This window comes from Paenibacillus koleovorans NBRC 103111 (assembly GCF_004000845.1).
In the GTDB taxonomy this organism is placed as follows: Bacteria; Bacillota; Bacilli; order Paenibacillales; family NBRC-103111; genus Paenibacillus_AA; species Paenibacillus_AA koleovorans.
Genome location: NZ_BIMA01000011.1, coordinates 72,079 through 84,884 on the forward strand (window position 1 = coordinate 72,079; position 12,806 = coordinate 84,884).

A 12,806-nucleotide genomic window follows, 5' to 3' on the forward strand; every position below is an offset into this window, starting at 1 on the left:
GTACAATTGTCATTATCCAGTTTACCTCAAATCCATCGTGTCGACAATCGAGGCTGGTCTATGATAGACGTAAAAAATGATATACTTATGAAAAAAGTAGGTCTACGGAACCGATATTCGGATGGAGTGTTGTTAGGATGAATAGGGAGTTCGAAGTGATTGCCTATCTGCGGGAAGAATTGCTGGAGCAAATGAAGCTGGCCGATCTGGAAGAAGGGTTCGAGCTGTTCCGGAAGCGAACGGTTGACGGTATGAACAGCAGCGGGGAGGAAATAGCCGCCACGGTGTCGGACACGGATGCCGAGCATGCTGTAGTGCTGCACAAACATTTCATGACCATCAGCCATTGTCAATGCGGGTCCATGGAGTACTGCAAGCATATCGCGGCTGTTTTTCTTCAATATTTGCATGCGCACGGCGAAAGACCGGAAAGGTTCGTAGCCGCGGCGGTGGATCATCATAATGACAAGCTTCGCGTGCTCGATAAGAAGCAGAAAAAGGTGGAGAACCGGGCCCACAGCGGGCTGCAGCAGCTCAACCAGCTCAATCAGTCGCAAGTGCCGAAGCACACTCCCGCATCTTCGTCTCCGACATCGGCTTCGCGTGTTCCGAATGTCCCGAGAGCTGCGGAACGGACAAAATGGCCAAACGGACCGAAGCCCGATGATTCGCCGGAGAGCTGGCACGCATGGCTCGAGCAAGCCGCGCCCGTCATGCTGGCGGCACCGGCACATGAATGGATATGGCGGGTGCAAAAGTCAACCGAGTCGTTGAGCGGCGACTGGAGCTCCGAACATAAGGCGATGCTCCACTGGTTCTCCATGCTCTATATCCTCCGAGGTCTCGAGGAGCGAGTAAGGCAATCGCTGCTTCGCGGCAGAGAGCCCGTCGGCTTCATTCATCCTGCTATCGAGAGCTGGATGGAAGGAGTGATGATTCAGGCCTCTTTATTCGCCGAGTGGATAGATCGGACGCCTGCGCATGCGAAGTATGCCCTCGCCTGGATACGCGACGGTGCTCTATCGGGGAATAACTATGAGGTGAATTGGGAGATGGTTTATGGCCGGGTGTGGCTAGGTCTATCGAGCCGCTTCGCCTGGCTGATGCAGGAGAGGAGAGAACTGGATCAACTTCGCCGCCATACTCAAAGTGTGGATCAGTCCTTTCTGGTTAGAATTGTAAAATGTGAGATAGCTCTAGATCTGGGGGAGGGCCGAGACGAGCAAGCCTGGAAACGATGGACGGCTATACCTGGACGAAATGAGCCGGACGAATGGCTGCCTGTCCTCGAGTTGTTTTTGGAATATCGGCTGTGGGCAAGAGCGGAGTTTTGGCTGCAGCGATTGTATGTGCATTATGCCTATCCGGAGGCCTGGCCGGAGGGGAACTGCGATAGATTGCTGGAGCTGACGGCGCGGTTTGCTCTGGACTGCGGCGATGATCGAATGTTCTTGCAAGCCGTGGAACGCCTTCTTCCCGATAGCAAGCCGTTATATGAGCAATACTTGTTGGATTCTTTACAATTTGAAGCTTATTGCGACTTGCAGATGGCGGAGGGTCAGGACCCGTCTTGGGACTATTTTGATTCCGTCTTGCAGCGGATCGAGAAGGAAAAGCCGGACGGCGTGTTGCCCTGGTATCATCGCGGCGTTGAGACATATCTCCAGCGAAAAAATCGTACCGCCTATTCGGAGGCGATTGGTTTGCTCCTCCGTATAAAACGGATCTATATCCGGCAGTCGCTCCGTTCCCGATGGGAACAATATCTCCGCTTGCTGGAAGACAAATATTCGCGGCTGCGAACCTTTCATGACATGCTGCGGGAAGCGGGGGTGTCGAAGTGATTGCGTTGGAACGTATTCCGGTGGATGCGCATTGGCTCGAAGACGGACGATTGTGGCTGCTCAGTCGGATTTCGGCTCGTGAATACATCGCGCCCGCTAGTCTGATTACGTATCTGTTCGGGAAACATGCCGCTTCTTTTTATGGACTGACCGTGTCTGTGGAGGAGCGCAATCGCGTTAAGGGTCTCCTTCTTGACCCGGAGCTTGCCTTATCTTATTTTATACGACCGGGCCACTTGCTGCATGTGGAAGTGAACGGCGATCCCGTATGGAAGGATTGTTTGATCGCCGCCCCGATCCTGCTGGAGGCGCTGAAGAAGGGCTGGTATCGGCCTGCTCGGGAGTCTGCGCTCGAGTCGGGGGTCGACTCCGGCAGAATCGCCTGGAGGCTGGCGCTGCCGCCCGATCGGGCAAGACGGCTGGCAGAAACGTCAAATCCTCAAGCGATTTTCAGGTGGTTTCAAGCGATTATGGACGATTTTCTGCAGCGAGAGCCGCAAATTCAGGCGGCCTACGAACAATTGGTCGAGCGGCAGCCTCAGCTGACGGTCAAGACGGAAGGTTCGCTGCTCGAAGACGAAGAGGAATGGCTGGGCACAATCGGATGGAAGAGAGACGATTGTCCTTTCCGGGCGTCGCTTCAGCTGCTGGAGCCTGAGGTTGACTCGGATTCGGCCAAGCCGCTCTGGGTGCTTCGTGTTGTATTGTTGGACAAGCGCGATGAACGGACAGTCATTCCTTACACGCCCGGTGCGGCGGATGGCGATGCGGGACTGCCTGAAGCATGGCAGGAGGAAGCGGTCGTCCGCATCTCGAGGCTCTTGCGGCGAGCGGACGCTGTTGCCCCGGGTCTTCTTCAGAACGGGGAACCGGCTTTGCTTTCGGATGCTCAAGCATGGGAGTTCCTCGTGCAGATCAGCGTGGAGCTGGCCGAAGCGGGAATGACCGTCCTGTTGCCCGCTTGGTGGGAGCCGGCCCCTTCTATCAAGCCGAAGCTGCGGGCCAAACTCAGGAGCCTCGGCACGACTGCCGGAACGGCAATGTTCACGATGGACAAGCTGCTGGAGTTCGATTGGCGCCTATCGCTTGGAGATGTGGAGTTGAGTGAGGAGGAATTCCGCCAACTGGTCGATGAGAATCAGCGGTTCGTACGCCGCAACGGAAAGTGGATTGCGCTTGATCCGCGTTTGATCGAGCATTTGAAGCTGCTGCTGAGCCGGAGAGCCAGTCTGAGCGGGATGACGTTCCGCGAAGTGCTCGAGCTGCATCTGACAGGCGGCGAGGAACTTGTGGTCGGCGCACCTGATCCAGAGCGGCAGGAACCGGCAGAGGATGCCGGAGCTGCGTCCGAGCACATTCGCATTCGCATGGAGGTTGAGCTGAACGAGCAACTGGAACGACTGATGGAGGAGCTGCATACTCCGTCCCGGATGGCGCCTTTCCCAACGCCCGTTGACTTTAACGGGACATTGCGGCCTTATCAGCAGGCGGGTTTGTCATGGCTGCTGCATTTGCGCCGGTTCGGTCTTGGCGCATGTCTCGCGGACGATATGGGACTGGGGAAAACTGTCCAGTGGATCAGCTACTTGCTGGAGCTGAAGAGGCTGGAGCCGGAAGCGGGTCCATCGCTTCTCGTCTGCCCTACCTCAGTGCTTGGCAACTGGGAGAAGGAGCTGATGCGCTTCGCCCCCAGTCTGCAGGTATATGTCCACTACGGATCAAAACGAGCGAAAGGCGAGGTGTTCCAGGCAGAAGTCGGAGCGGCCGACGTCGTCCTAACGTCCTATATGACCGTCCATTACGATTCCGAGGAGCTTGGCTCTCCAGTGTGGTCGTCTCTATGTTTGGATGAAGCCCAGAACATCAAGAACACGTTCACGAAGCAGGCGGCAGCGGTACGGGAGCTTCAAGCGAAGCACCGGGTCGCGCTCACCGGGACGCCGATCGAGAACCGGCTGGCGGAGCTCTGGTCGCTTTATGAGGTTTTGAATCCGGGCTACTTGGGCAGCCTGTCCCACTTCAGGCGTACGCTGGCGGGTCCGATCGAGCGATTGGCAGATTCGTCGCTCACGGGGAGGCTGCAGCGGTTGGTGCGTCCGTTTATGCTGCGGAGGATCAAGAAAGATCCGGTCATTCAGCTCGAGCTGCCGGAGAAGTATGAATCGAAGACTTATGTGAGCTTGACCGCCGAGCAGAGCAGCTTGTATGAGTCTTACCTCCAGAGCTTCTTCCAACGCATGGAGGCGGCCGAAGGGATGGAGCGCAGAGGGCTGGTCCTGGCCGCGCTTACGAGGCTGAAGCAGATCTGCAACCATCCGGCTCTCCTGGCGCAGGATCGAGAGCAACGGATGCAGACTGTCGATCCGGATCGTTCGGGCAAGCTGACCCGGTTGTTGGAGCTGGTGCAAGCGGTTCGGGATGAGGGAGAGCGGTGCCTGATTTTCACCCAATACACCACCATGGGCGAGATACTCCAAGATGTTTTGGAACGTCAGCTTGGGGAGCGCGTACCCTTTCTCCACGGAGGCGTACCGAAGCGGCAGCGCGACCGAATGGTGGACAACTTCCAGAATAGCTCTTCCCCGGGGCCGGGCGGCGCTTTCGTTCTCTCGCTCAAGGCGGGAGGCAGCGGGCTGAACTTGACCGCGGCGAACCATATATTCCATTACGATCGATGGTGGAATCCGGCTGTGGAAAATCAGGCTACGGACCGTGCGTTCCGAATCGGACAATCAAGAGACGTACAAGTGTATAAGATGATTGCTCTAGGTACGCTTGAGGAGCGAATCGACGAGCTGATGGAGAAAAAGCTGGCGCTGACCCGTCAAATCGCCGGCGGCGGCGAAAGCTGGATTACCGAGCTATCCACGCAGGAGCTGCGTGAGTTGTTCGCCTTGCGAAGAAGCTGGATCGATGAATAAGGGGGCGAGACAAATGGAGCGTTCGCAAAATGGAAACTCCCGGCAGCCTGAATCTGCTCGGGGGGAGAACGAGGAAGCGCATCCCGAAAAGAGGACATCTGAGGCGGGGGCGGAGCTTCTTCAAGAATCTGCGCACTTTGAGGAAATGTCCGAGGAGTGGAAAGCATTGTACGAAGCCATTAGGCTGAAGGCCGAGAGTATCGGCTAGATGGGCAGTCCCTTCCGGATGGAGGGGATCTTTTGTTTTTCGAATCAATCCAACAGCCTCAACACCCCGCACTGCTTGTACAAATAGTGAATGCCCCGGCATTGCGCCTGGTTCAGCTTGTTCAAATACTGGAGCGTATCGCGTACCGTCTGGCGGGCGTGCTCCACATCCTGCCGTTCGATTTCCTCCAGCACCTGCTTGATCACTTCGAGCGAATAGACGGCGGTGCGAAGGGTGCGGATGAGTAGAAGCTGGCGCAAATGGGCGCGGTTGAAGCGGCGATAGCCGTTGTCCGGATCGCGGCCAGGCGCGATCAGCCCTTCCTTCTCCCAGTGGCGGATGGCGGAGCCCGGGATGTTCGTCTCGGCGGCGACTTCCCCGATTGACATCCATTTGCCGGTGCCGCCGGTCTCTTCGACATGGTCCAGCACGCTCGACTCCAGCAGCTGGATCGTTTTGTCCGCCATCACTTTGTCCTGGCGGAGCTTCGCCTGCGCCTCGTTCACCGCCCACAAAGCGGCATCGGCATCGCCTCGCATCAGACTGTGCATCGCTTGACGCACGACATCCATGCCGAACGCCGGGTACATCGCCCGGATGCTTTCAAAGTACGCGATATGCTCCTCGGTGTAGATGCGGTAGCCGTTCGCCGCCCGTTCGATCGGAGGGACGAGCCCCCAAGCCTCATAGTGGCGGAGCGTGCTTGTGCTGATATGCAATTTTCGCGCAATGTCGATCGGTCTGGCTTTCATGGATATTCTGCGGCCTCCCACTTCGTGAAAAAGTTTTAAGCACCATGACAAGGTTATATTAAATAGATGTGTTGGTTTGCAAGCTTTAGATTTCTATAACTTTAGCATTTGCATGCATGTTGTACAATAAGGTTGAAAAACGAAATCCAATCCCCGATTGCAGGAGGAATGCTAGTGAGTTCAGCGATTGTCATTCAAGGCGCAAGAGAGAACAATTTGAAAAACGTTACGTTGTCCATTCCGAAGCACAAGCTCGTCGTCATCACGGGACCGTCCGGGTCGGGAAAATCGACGCTGGCGATGGACACGCTACAGCGCGAGTGCCAGCGGCAGTTCATGGAATCGATGGGCATGGTGACGGATTCGCTGCAAAAGCCGAAGGTCGATGCCATCACCGGCTTGTCGCCGGCGATCAGCATCGGCCAGCATGTGACGAACCGCAATCCGAGATCGACGGTTGGTACGGTGACCGACATTTATACGTACTTGCGGGTTCTGTACGCCCGGCTCGGGCAAAGGGCTTGTCCGCATTGCGGCACGACGGTGACGCCGCCGCTCGATTTGTTCATGGAGCAAGACTTGACCGACGACTCGTTCGAGCATCCCGGTATGCCGTGTCCCCAGTGCCGGACGACGCTGCCGGTTATGACCCATTCGTATTTCTCCTTCAACACGCAGGAAGGGGCTTGCGAAGGGTGCGACGGTTTGGGACATGTGTCCAGTGTGAATACGGGCATGGTGTTCGACGAGGAGCTCAGCTTGAAGGGCGGAGGCGTCAAGGTGCTGTTCGACGCTTGGCTCGATTATATCGTGAGCATCATGGCGGCGGCGGGCAAACATTACGGCTTCAAGTTCAATCCTGAGCTGCCGCTCCATCAATATGAGCCCGCTCAACTCGCACTGCTGTACTACGGGGTCGAGAGCGAAGAATTTATACGGTTCTACCCGGATGCCAAGCCGCCCAAGACTGTATCCAGCGGAAAATACGAAGGCATCCTGACGGGGCTGTGGCGACGGTTTAGGGAGAATGGATCGGGGGCCGAGTATTTCAGGCAGGCGAAGTGCACGGCTTGCAATGGCGCGAAGCTGAAAAAGCAAAGCCGCGATGTGTATGTAGGAGGTGCTTCGATCGCAGAAGTGGCGGAATGGCCGCTCGGGCAAGTGATGGATTGGGTGATCGGGCTCAAGGGAGAGCTGCCGCCGGACGGCCAGACGCTGCTGGAGCCGATCCTGAACGATTTGCCGACCAGGGTGAAACGCATCCTCGACGTCGGGCTCGGCTACTTGTCGCTTAATCGACAGTCGGTAACATTGTCCGGCGGGGAAGCGCAGCGTCTGCGGCTGGCCTCCATTCTTGGCTCGGGGTTGACCGGCGTGTTGTATATATTGGATGAGCCTACGGCCGGGTTGCATCCTCGCGATACGGTCGGGCTGATTCGCGTACTGCAGCAACTGAGGGATCTAGAGAACACCGTGCTTGTGATCGAGCACGATACGGAAGTGATGCGGGCCGCCGACCATATTATCGACATCGGGCCAAGCGCGGGCAAGCTGGGCGGCTATGTCGTCGGGACCGGCACGCTGGAGCAGCTTATGCAGAGCGGGACGTCGGTGACGGGGGCTTGCATGCGGGAAGAGAGCCTGAAGGCGGGGCAGACGTTCCGGCGGCGCCGAGGAAACGGGCAGTCGATCACAATCCTCGATGCTCACGCTCGCAACTTGAAGCATGTCACGGTCGATTTTCCATTAGGCTGTTTCATTACGGTGACCGGTGTCTCCGGATCGGGAAAATCGACGCTGCTATTCGACTTGCTCGCGCCTTGCAGCCAAGAGGGCTTTCAGCCGGACGATTGCGGGAAGATTACCGGGCTCGAGCATGTCGGGCATTGGATTACGGTCGATCAATCGCCGATCGGACGGATGTCGCGCTCCAACGTAGCCACATACACCGATGTGTTCACAGGCATCCGTAACTTGTTCGCGGGACTGCCGGAGGCGAAACGGGAGAAGCTGACGTCGAAGCATTTCTCCTTCAACACCCCGGGCGGCCGCTGCGAGCATTGCCAAGGTCTCGGGACGGTGACTCTCGACATGCATTTCATGGAAAATCTCGAGGTACGCTGCCCGGTCTGCAAAGGACGCCGTTTCAAAGAAGAAATTTTGCGCATTATGTACAAAGGCTATACGATCTCGGATTTGCTGGATATGACGGTGCAGGAGAGCCTGGAGTTGCTGGGGGACCAAGGCAAAATGGTGGAGACGATCCAGCTGCTGTGCGAAGTCGGGCTCGGCTACTTGCATTGGGGACAGTCGGTGACGACTTTGTCCGGCGGCGAAGGGCAGCGCATTCGTCTGGCGAAGGAGCTCAGCAAGCGGTCGAAGAAGCATACGCTGTATTTGCTCGACGAGCCGACGACGGGGCTGCATTTGGGCGACGTCAAGCAGCTGTCGCTGCTGCTGAACAAGCTGGTCGATGCAGGCAACACGGTCATCGCCGTGGAGCACAACATGGAGCTCGTGCGAGACTGCGACTGGGTCATCGACATCGGTCCGGAGGGCGGCGAGGACGGCGGCCAGGTGGTGGCGACAGGCACGCCGGAGCAAGTGGCGGCGGTGGCGGCGTCGCATACGGGCAAGTTTCTGAAGGAGCTGCTCGCCGTGCGGTAATAGAACGGTTGGGCGAGGGCCTGTCAGCCGCTGAGACGAATGGCTGTCTTGTACTCTATTTCGCCCGAATACGTCCCGCACGGCAGAATAAGGTGACCCGTACGCTATTTTTTCCGGAGGTGCCGCAAGTTGGCTTCTGTACCTGTACATTATACAATAGGTGTATGGTTGTGAATGTGGAGGAGGAAGAAGGAACCAGTGAAACCTACTACGGAGCAATGGAGCAAGCTATACGTGACAGCGGCGACCTTTAAACAAGCGGGCTGCTGGGATTGGATGGAGAACATTCACCTGTTCGGCGTACAGGATCCCGATTCGGATCGGGTTGGTTACTGCTGCATCATGGGAAATGGTGGAGAATTATACGGATTGGCGGTGTATATCGGGACGGCCGGGTTGAAGGTGGTCAGCGACATGCTTTTGGGCCGCAGTGAGACCGATTCGATGTTCTCGCAGCATTGCCTGATGCTCGCTTTCGAGGATCGGGAGGACCTGATGACGCAGGAACGCGCGCAGATCAAGGAGCTTGGGTTGAAATTCAGAGGCAGGCAGGCTTGGCCGACTTTTCGGCTGAATGAGCCGGGCTATTATCCGTGGCCGTTGATGACGACAAACGATGTGAATTTCTTGACCGTAGCGATCGAGCAGGCGATGGAAGTGTCGAGGCTGGTTCGAGACAATCCGGACCAACTGCTCGACGTGGAAGAGGGATTCATCGTTACCCGAGTGTCTTCTACTAATGAGGCTGATGAACGGAGCTGGAGCACTGAGAAGTTGAAGCCCGCCGACATCGAGCAGCCCTCAATCGAATACCCGGAGCTGAATGCGTTCCAAATGGCTCAATTGAAGAAAACGGTGAAGCAGAAACAATACGGAGTCTGGGAGATCGGCTGCTTCTATCTGCCAAGTCCCGTCATGGAAGGCGACCGCCCCTATTATCCGATGGTTCTGCTTGCTGTCGACGGCGGCAGCGGGCAGATTCTCACGGCCATTGTGGCGCGCCAGGAAGAGATGGCCGCCAAGGCTATCAGTCAATTGATTCAGATGCTGGAGCAGCTCAAGGGAGTGCCGTCCGAGCTGGTATCCTTGAGACAGGATGCCTTCGGTTTTTTGGCTCCGCTTGTTGCCGAGCTGAAGCTGCGCTGCGCCGTTGTCGAACGAACGCCGGCTTGGGAAGAGGCGGTGGACGGCATGCTGGAAATGATGATGGCGCGCTGATACGCCCCATTCCGTAAAAAAGCAACCTCTCCAGCTATAGGGCTTCGGGAGGTTGCTTTTCTTGATTAATAGGCTGCTCAAGCTTCCTTCGGCTTCGTGAAAAAGGTGCGCAGCGCCTTGTACACTTCGCCTTTCTCGCGAATGATACAGTGCTGGAATCGGGGCAGCTGGATGTGGCGGTAAGCCGACATCAAAGTGCTGCTGCGATTGTACTGATTGACCTCGCCGTAGCCGAACATGTTGCTCCGCGCCAGCAACTCGCCGATCAGCTTCACGCACCGCTCGTTGTCGGACGTGAGATTGTCGCCGTCGGAGAAGTGGAACGGGTAGATATTGAAGTTTGCAGGCGGGTAGCGGCGGTCGATAATTTCCAGCGCTTTTTGGTAGGCGGAGGAGCAGATCGTGCCCCCGCTTTCCCCTTTGGTGAAAAACTCCTCCTCTGTCACTTCCTTGGCTTCCGTATGGTGCGCGATGAAGACGATTTCCACTTTCTCGTACTTCGTCCGCAGGAAGCGGGTCATCCAGAAGAAGAAGCTGCGGGCGATATATTTCTCGAAGCTGCCCATCGAGCCGGATGTGTCCATCATGGCGATAATCAAAGCGTTCGACCGGGGCACGACGATTTCCTCCCATGTTTTGAAGCGGAGATCGTCCGGGGAAATATGATGGATGCCGGGATTACCGTTGTTCGCATTGCGCCGCAAGTTCTCCAGGATCGTCCGCTTCTTGTCGATGTTGGACATGATCCCCTTTTTGCGAATATCGTTGAACCGGATCTCTTCGTCCTGGATATTCTCCTTCTGCTTCTCCTGCAGGTGGGGCAGCTCGAGATCCTCGAACAGCATCGCCTGCAGCTCTTCCATACTAATCTCGGCTTCGTAGTAATCTTCGCCCGGCTGATCGCCAGCCCCTTCGCCTTTGCCCGGACCTTGCTGGGAAGAAGGATCTACGCCTAACACATCGCCCACCTGTGAATCGCCGTCGCCTTGACCGACATGTTTGCTTTTGTTGTGGTTGTAGCGGAACCGGTATTCGTCGAGACTGCGGATCGGTACTTTGATAATTTGGCGGTTGTGCTGGGTGATGATATTTTCCTCGGTCACGAGATCAGGGAGGTTTTGTTTGATCGCTTCTCGGACCTTTTGCTGATGTCGGGTTTGATCCTGGTATCCTTTGCGGTGCAGCGACCAGTCCTCCCGAGAGACGATAAACAGCGGGTCTGTCATGCAGGCACCTCCTGAAAATGGCTTGTAATCAATATATTCAGAATCGGGCTCGATATGTGATTGAAACAAAACTCCGTTGGAGGATGGGCACGGTGTGTGGGGATTGACGAGGGAAGCCATATTTCGGAAAGGAATGTTCACTCTTTTGGCGAAAAGGAAAATAGAGAGGGCAATCGGCGGTATCGAAGCTGTCGTGTCGGTACACTAGCAGGAGGGGATGGCGGGAATGGCACTCGGATTACCTGGAATCGGCGCAACGGAGAGACACGCGGAACGCATATGCCGCAGCTACGAGCATTGGACGGGAAAAGATTTGCTGGCAGGGGAATGGGCAGGAGTGCAGGTGGAGACGGGAGTGAAAGCGGAAAAGGCAGCGGGTGAGGTTTCGGGGGCGATGTTGGGGCCCGTGTCCGTTCCGGAGACATCGGACTCGCTCGCTGACAAGCTGTTTCATTCTTCAATCGTTGTGCTGTCGCACGGGTTGGAGCCGGATCCGATTTTGAATTATGGCAATGCGGCGGCGCTCGAACTCTGGGAGATGGATTGGGCCACGTTTACGCAGACCCCTTCTCGGTTGACGGCGGAGCCGTTAGGGCGGGAGGCCAGGGAGCGTTTTATGCAGCAGGTAAGGCGGGACGGTTATGTGGCGGAGTATACGGGGATTCGAGTTTCCGCGACCGGGCGCCGCTTTTATATTGTAGATGCTCTGGTGTGGAATTTGTTGGATGAGGATGGGGCTCCGTACGGGCAGGCGGCGGCTTTTGCCAAGACGAGGGATGTCTAGCGTGATGCGATGCTGAATTCCTGTAAAAGTGATCAATTTGACTGTGTTTCCGTTCTTCGGTTGCGATCTCCCTTTCGTTACACTAGAGCTGAGGCAGCAAGTATTTCTAGTAAACGGGAGGCGCGAGTGGGATGAAAGCTTTGACGGTTGTGTTCACGGACAAAGAACGGGTAGCGGTAGTCGAGGAGCATGTGGGACCGGTCGGGCCGGATGAGGTGCTGTGCCGCGCGCGGAAATCTTTGATCAGTACGGGCACGGAGACGCTGTGCTTGCGAGGGGTGTTCGATCCGGGGACGGTTTGGGCGGACTGGGTTCAGTATCCGTTTTATCCGGGCTATGGGATGGCGGCGGAGGTGTTGGAGGTCGGCTCGGAGGTGCAAGGCTTGAAGCCGGGCGATCGGGTGTACTCGCATGCCAGCCATCAGCAGTATCATGTTATCAAAGCTGCTCATGTGACCCCGATTCCGGAACATATTGCCGACGAGGAAGCGGCGTGGTCTTCGCTTATCAACACCACTCAGCTGGGTGTTCGACGTGCGGAGCTGAAGCTCGGGGAGACGGTCGGCGTAATCGGTATGGGCTTGCTGGGCCAGCTCGTCGTGCAATATTTGCGCTTGTCGGGCTGCCGGTATGTCGTCGCGATCGATCCGGCGGAAGCCCGCCTGAAGACGGCGGAGCAGTTCGGCGCTACCCATGGGCTGGCGATGGACGCGACGGCGGCACGGGAAGAAGTGCGGCGCATCACGGAGGGCAAGATGCTCGACGTCGTCTTCGACATCACCGGGCATCCCGCCGTACTGGCGCCGGCGACCCGACTGGCCGGCCAACTGGGCCGTGTCGTGCTGCTCGGCGATTCGACGGTGCCGTCGCAGCAGGTGCTCGGGCCGCGCGTCGTCGCCGACTCGATCAGCGTGCTTGGTACGCACGCGGGACTGGCGCGGGGGTTCCAGGGCTGGGACGGCACGCGGATGACGTCGCTGTTTTTTGACTTCTTGCAGAGCGGCCGCATGGATGTAAAAAGCTTGATCACGCATCGCCATTCGCCGGCTAACGCAGTGCAAGTGTATGAAGGGTTGCTGCGGGATCGTTCTTCGGCGCTCGGTGTTATTTTTGACTGGGACTTGCTGGGCTGAGAGCGTGCCGGTGTATACTAAGAGCATGTGAACTTGGAAGGAGCATCGCCTCT

9 protein-coding genes are annotated in these 12,806 nt (G+C 57.0%); 7 read left to right on the plus strand and 2 right to left on the minus strand.

Translation table 11 applies throughout. The features are described 5' to 3' along the window. The first annotated feature begins 137 nt into the window (after positions 1 to 137). From PKO02S_RS05650 to PKO02S_RS05660, 3 genes are read left to right on the plus strand one after another with little or no spacing between them, the layout of a single operon-like run. The gene (locus PKO02S_RS05650; RefSeq protein WP_127580127.1) at positions 138 to 1,844 is read left to right on the plus strand and encodes a hypothetical protein; all 1,707 of its coding nucleotides are present in this window, start codon (positions 138 to 140) and stop codon (positions 1,842 to 1,844) included. Further along, positions 1,841 to 4,765, plus strand: coding sequence for a DEAD/DEAH box helicase (locus PKO02S_RS05655; protein WP_127580128.1), 2,925 nt, complete (start codon positions 1,841 to 1,843; stop codon positions 4,763 to 4,765). The genes PKO02S_RS05650 and PKO02S_RS05655 overlap by 4 nt, the downstream gene beginning before the upstream one ends. Positions 4,766 to 4,778: 13 nt before the next feature. After that, the gene (locus tag PKO02S_RS05660) at positions 4,779 to 4,973 is read left to right on the plus strand and encodes a hypothetical protein (RefSeq protein ID WP_127580129.1); all 195 of its coding nucleotides are present in this window, start codon (positions 4,779 to 4,781) and stop codon (positions 4,971 to 4,973) included. Positions 4,974 to 5,017: 44 nt separating this feature from the next. Here PKO02S_RS05660 and PKO02S_RS05665 read toward each other — a convergent pair whose 3' ends face one another. Beyond that, positions 5,018 to 5,725 (minus strand): MerR family transcriptional regulator, encoded by a 708-nt coding sequence (locus PKO02S_RS05665; RefSeq protein ID WP_127580130.1) that lies wholly within the window; start codon positions 5,723 to 5,725, stop codon positions 5,018 to 5,020. A gap of 174 nt (positions 5,726 to 5,899) precedes the next feature. On the opposite strand from PKO02S_RS05665, the gene uvrA reads away from it, so the two are divergent. Both uvrA and PKO02S_RS05675 read left to right on the plus strand, forming a co-directional pair. Beyond that, the gene (uvrA, locus tag PKO02S_RS05670) at positions 5,900 to 8,392 is read left to right on the plus strand and encodes an excinuclease ABC subunit UvrA (RefSeq protein ID WP_127580131.1); all 2,493 of its coding nucleotides are present in this window, start codon (positions 5,900 to 5,902) and stop codon (positions 8,390 to 8,392) included. Positions 8,393 to 8,590: 198 nt separating this feature from the next. Further along, positions 8,591 to 9,610, plus strand: a complete 1,020-nt coding sequence (locus PKO02S_RS05675; RefSeq protein WP_127580132.1) for a DUF7309 domain-containing protein — start codon at positions 8,591 to 8,593, stop codon at positions 9,608 to 9,610. A gap of 77 nt (positions 9,611 to 9,687) precedes the next feature. Here PKO02S_RS05675 and yhbH read toward each other — a convergent pair whose 3' ends face one another. Beyond that, positions 9,688 to 10,836 (minus strand): sporulation protein YhbH, encoded by a 1,149-nt coding sequence (gene yhbH, locus PKO02S_RS05680; protein ID WP_127580133.1) that lies wholly within the window; start codon positions 10,834 to 10,836, stop codon positions 9,688 to 9,690. 226 nt (positions 10,837 to 11,062) lie between these two features. Here yhbH and PKO02S_RS05685 point away from each other — a divergent pair, with 226 nt between their 5' ends. Next, positions 11,063 to 11,620, plus strand: a complete 558-nt coding sequence (locus PKO02S_RS05685; RefSeq protein WP_246066852.1) for an MEKHLA domain-containing protein — start codon at positions 11,063 to 11,065, stop codon at positions 11,618 to 11,620. Between the two features lie 131 nt (positions 11,621 to 11,751). Beyond that, positions 11,752 to 12,753 carry a zinc-dependent alcohol dehydrogenase gene (locus PKO02S_RS05690; RefSeq protein WP_127580134.1) on the plus strand — a complete coding sequence of 334 codons (1,002 nt, stop codon included), beginning with the start codon at positions 11,752 to 11,754 and terminating at the stop codon, positions 12,751 to 12,753. Positions 12,754 to 12,806: the final 53 nt, after the last annotated feature.

Coding starts and splice junctions, on each gene's coding strand:
- PKO02S_RS05660 (WP_127580129.1), top strand. CDS start 4,779: ATGGAGCGTTCGCAAAATGGAAACTCCCGGCAGCCTGAATCTGCTCGG.
- PKO02S_RS05690 (WP_127580134.1), top strand. CDS start 11,752: ATGAAAGCTTTGACGGTTGTGTTCACGGACAAAGAACGGGTAGCGGTA.
- PKO02S_RS05650 (WP_127580127.1), top strand. CDS start 138: ATGAATAGGGAGTTCGAAGTGATTGCCTATCTGCGGGAAGAATTGCTG.
- yhbH (WP_127580133.1), bottom strand. CDS start 10,836: ATGACAGACCCGCTGTTTATCGTCTCTCGGGAGGACTGGTCGCTGCAC.
- PKO02S_RS05685 (WP_246066852.1), top strand. CDS start 11,063: ATGGCACTCGGATTACCTGGAATCGGCGCAACGGAGAGACACGCGGAA.
- PKO02S_RS05665 (WP_127580130.1), bottom strand. CDS start 5,725: ATGAAAGCCAGACCGATCGACATTGCGCGAAAATTGCATATCAGCACA.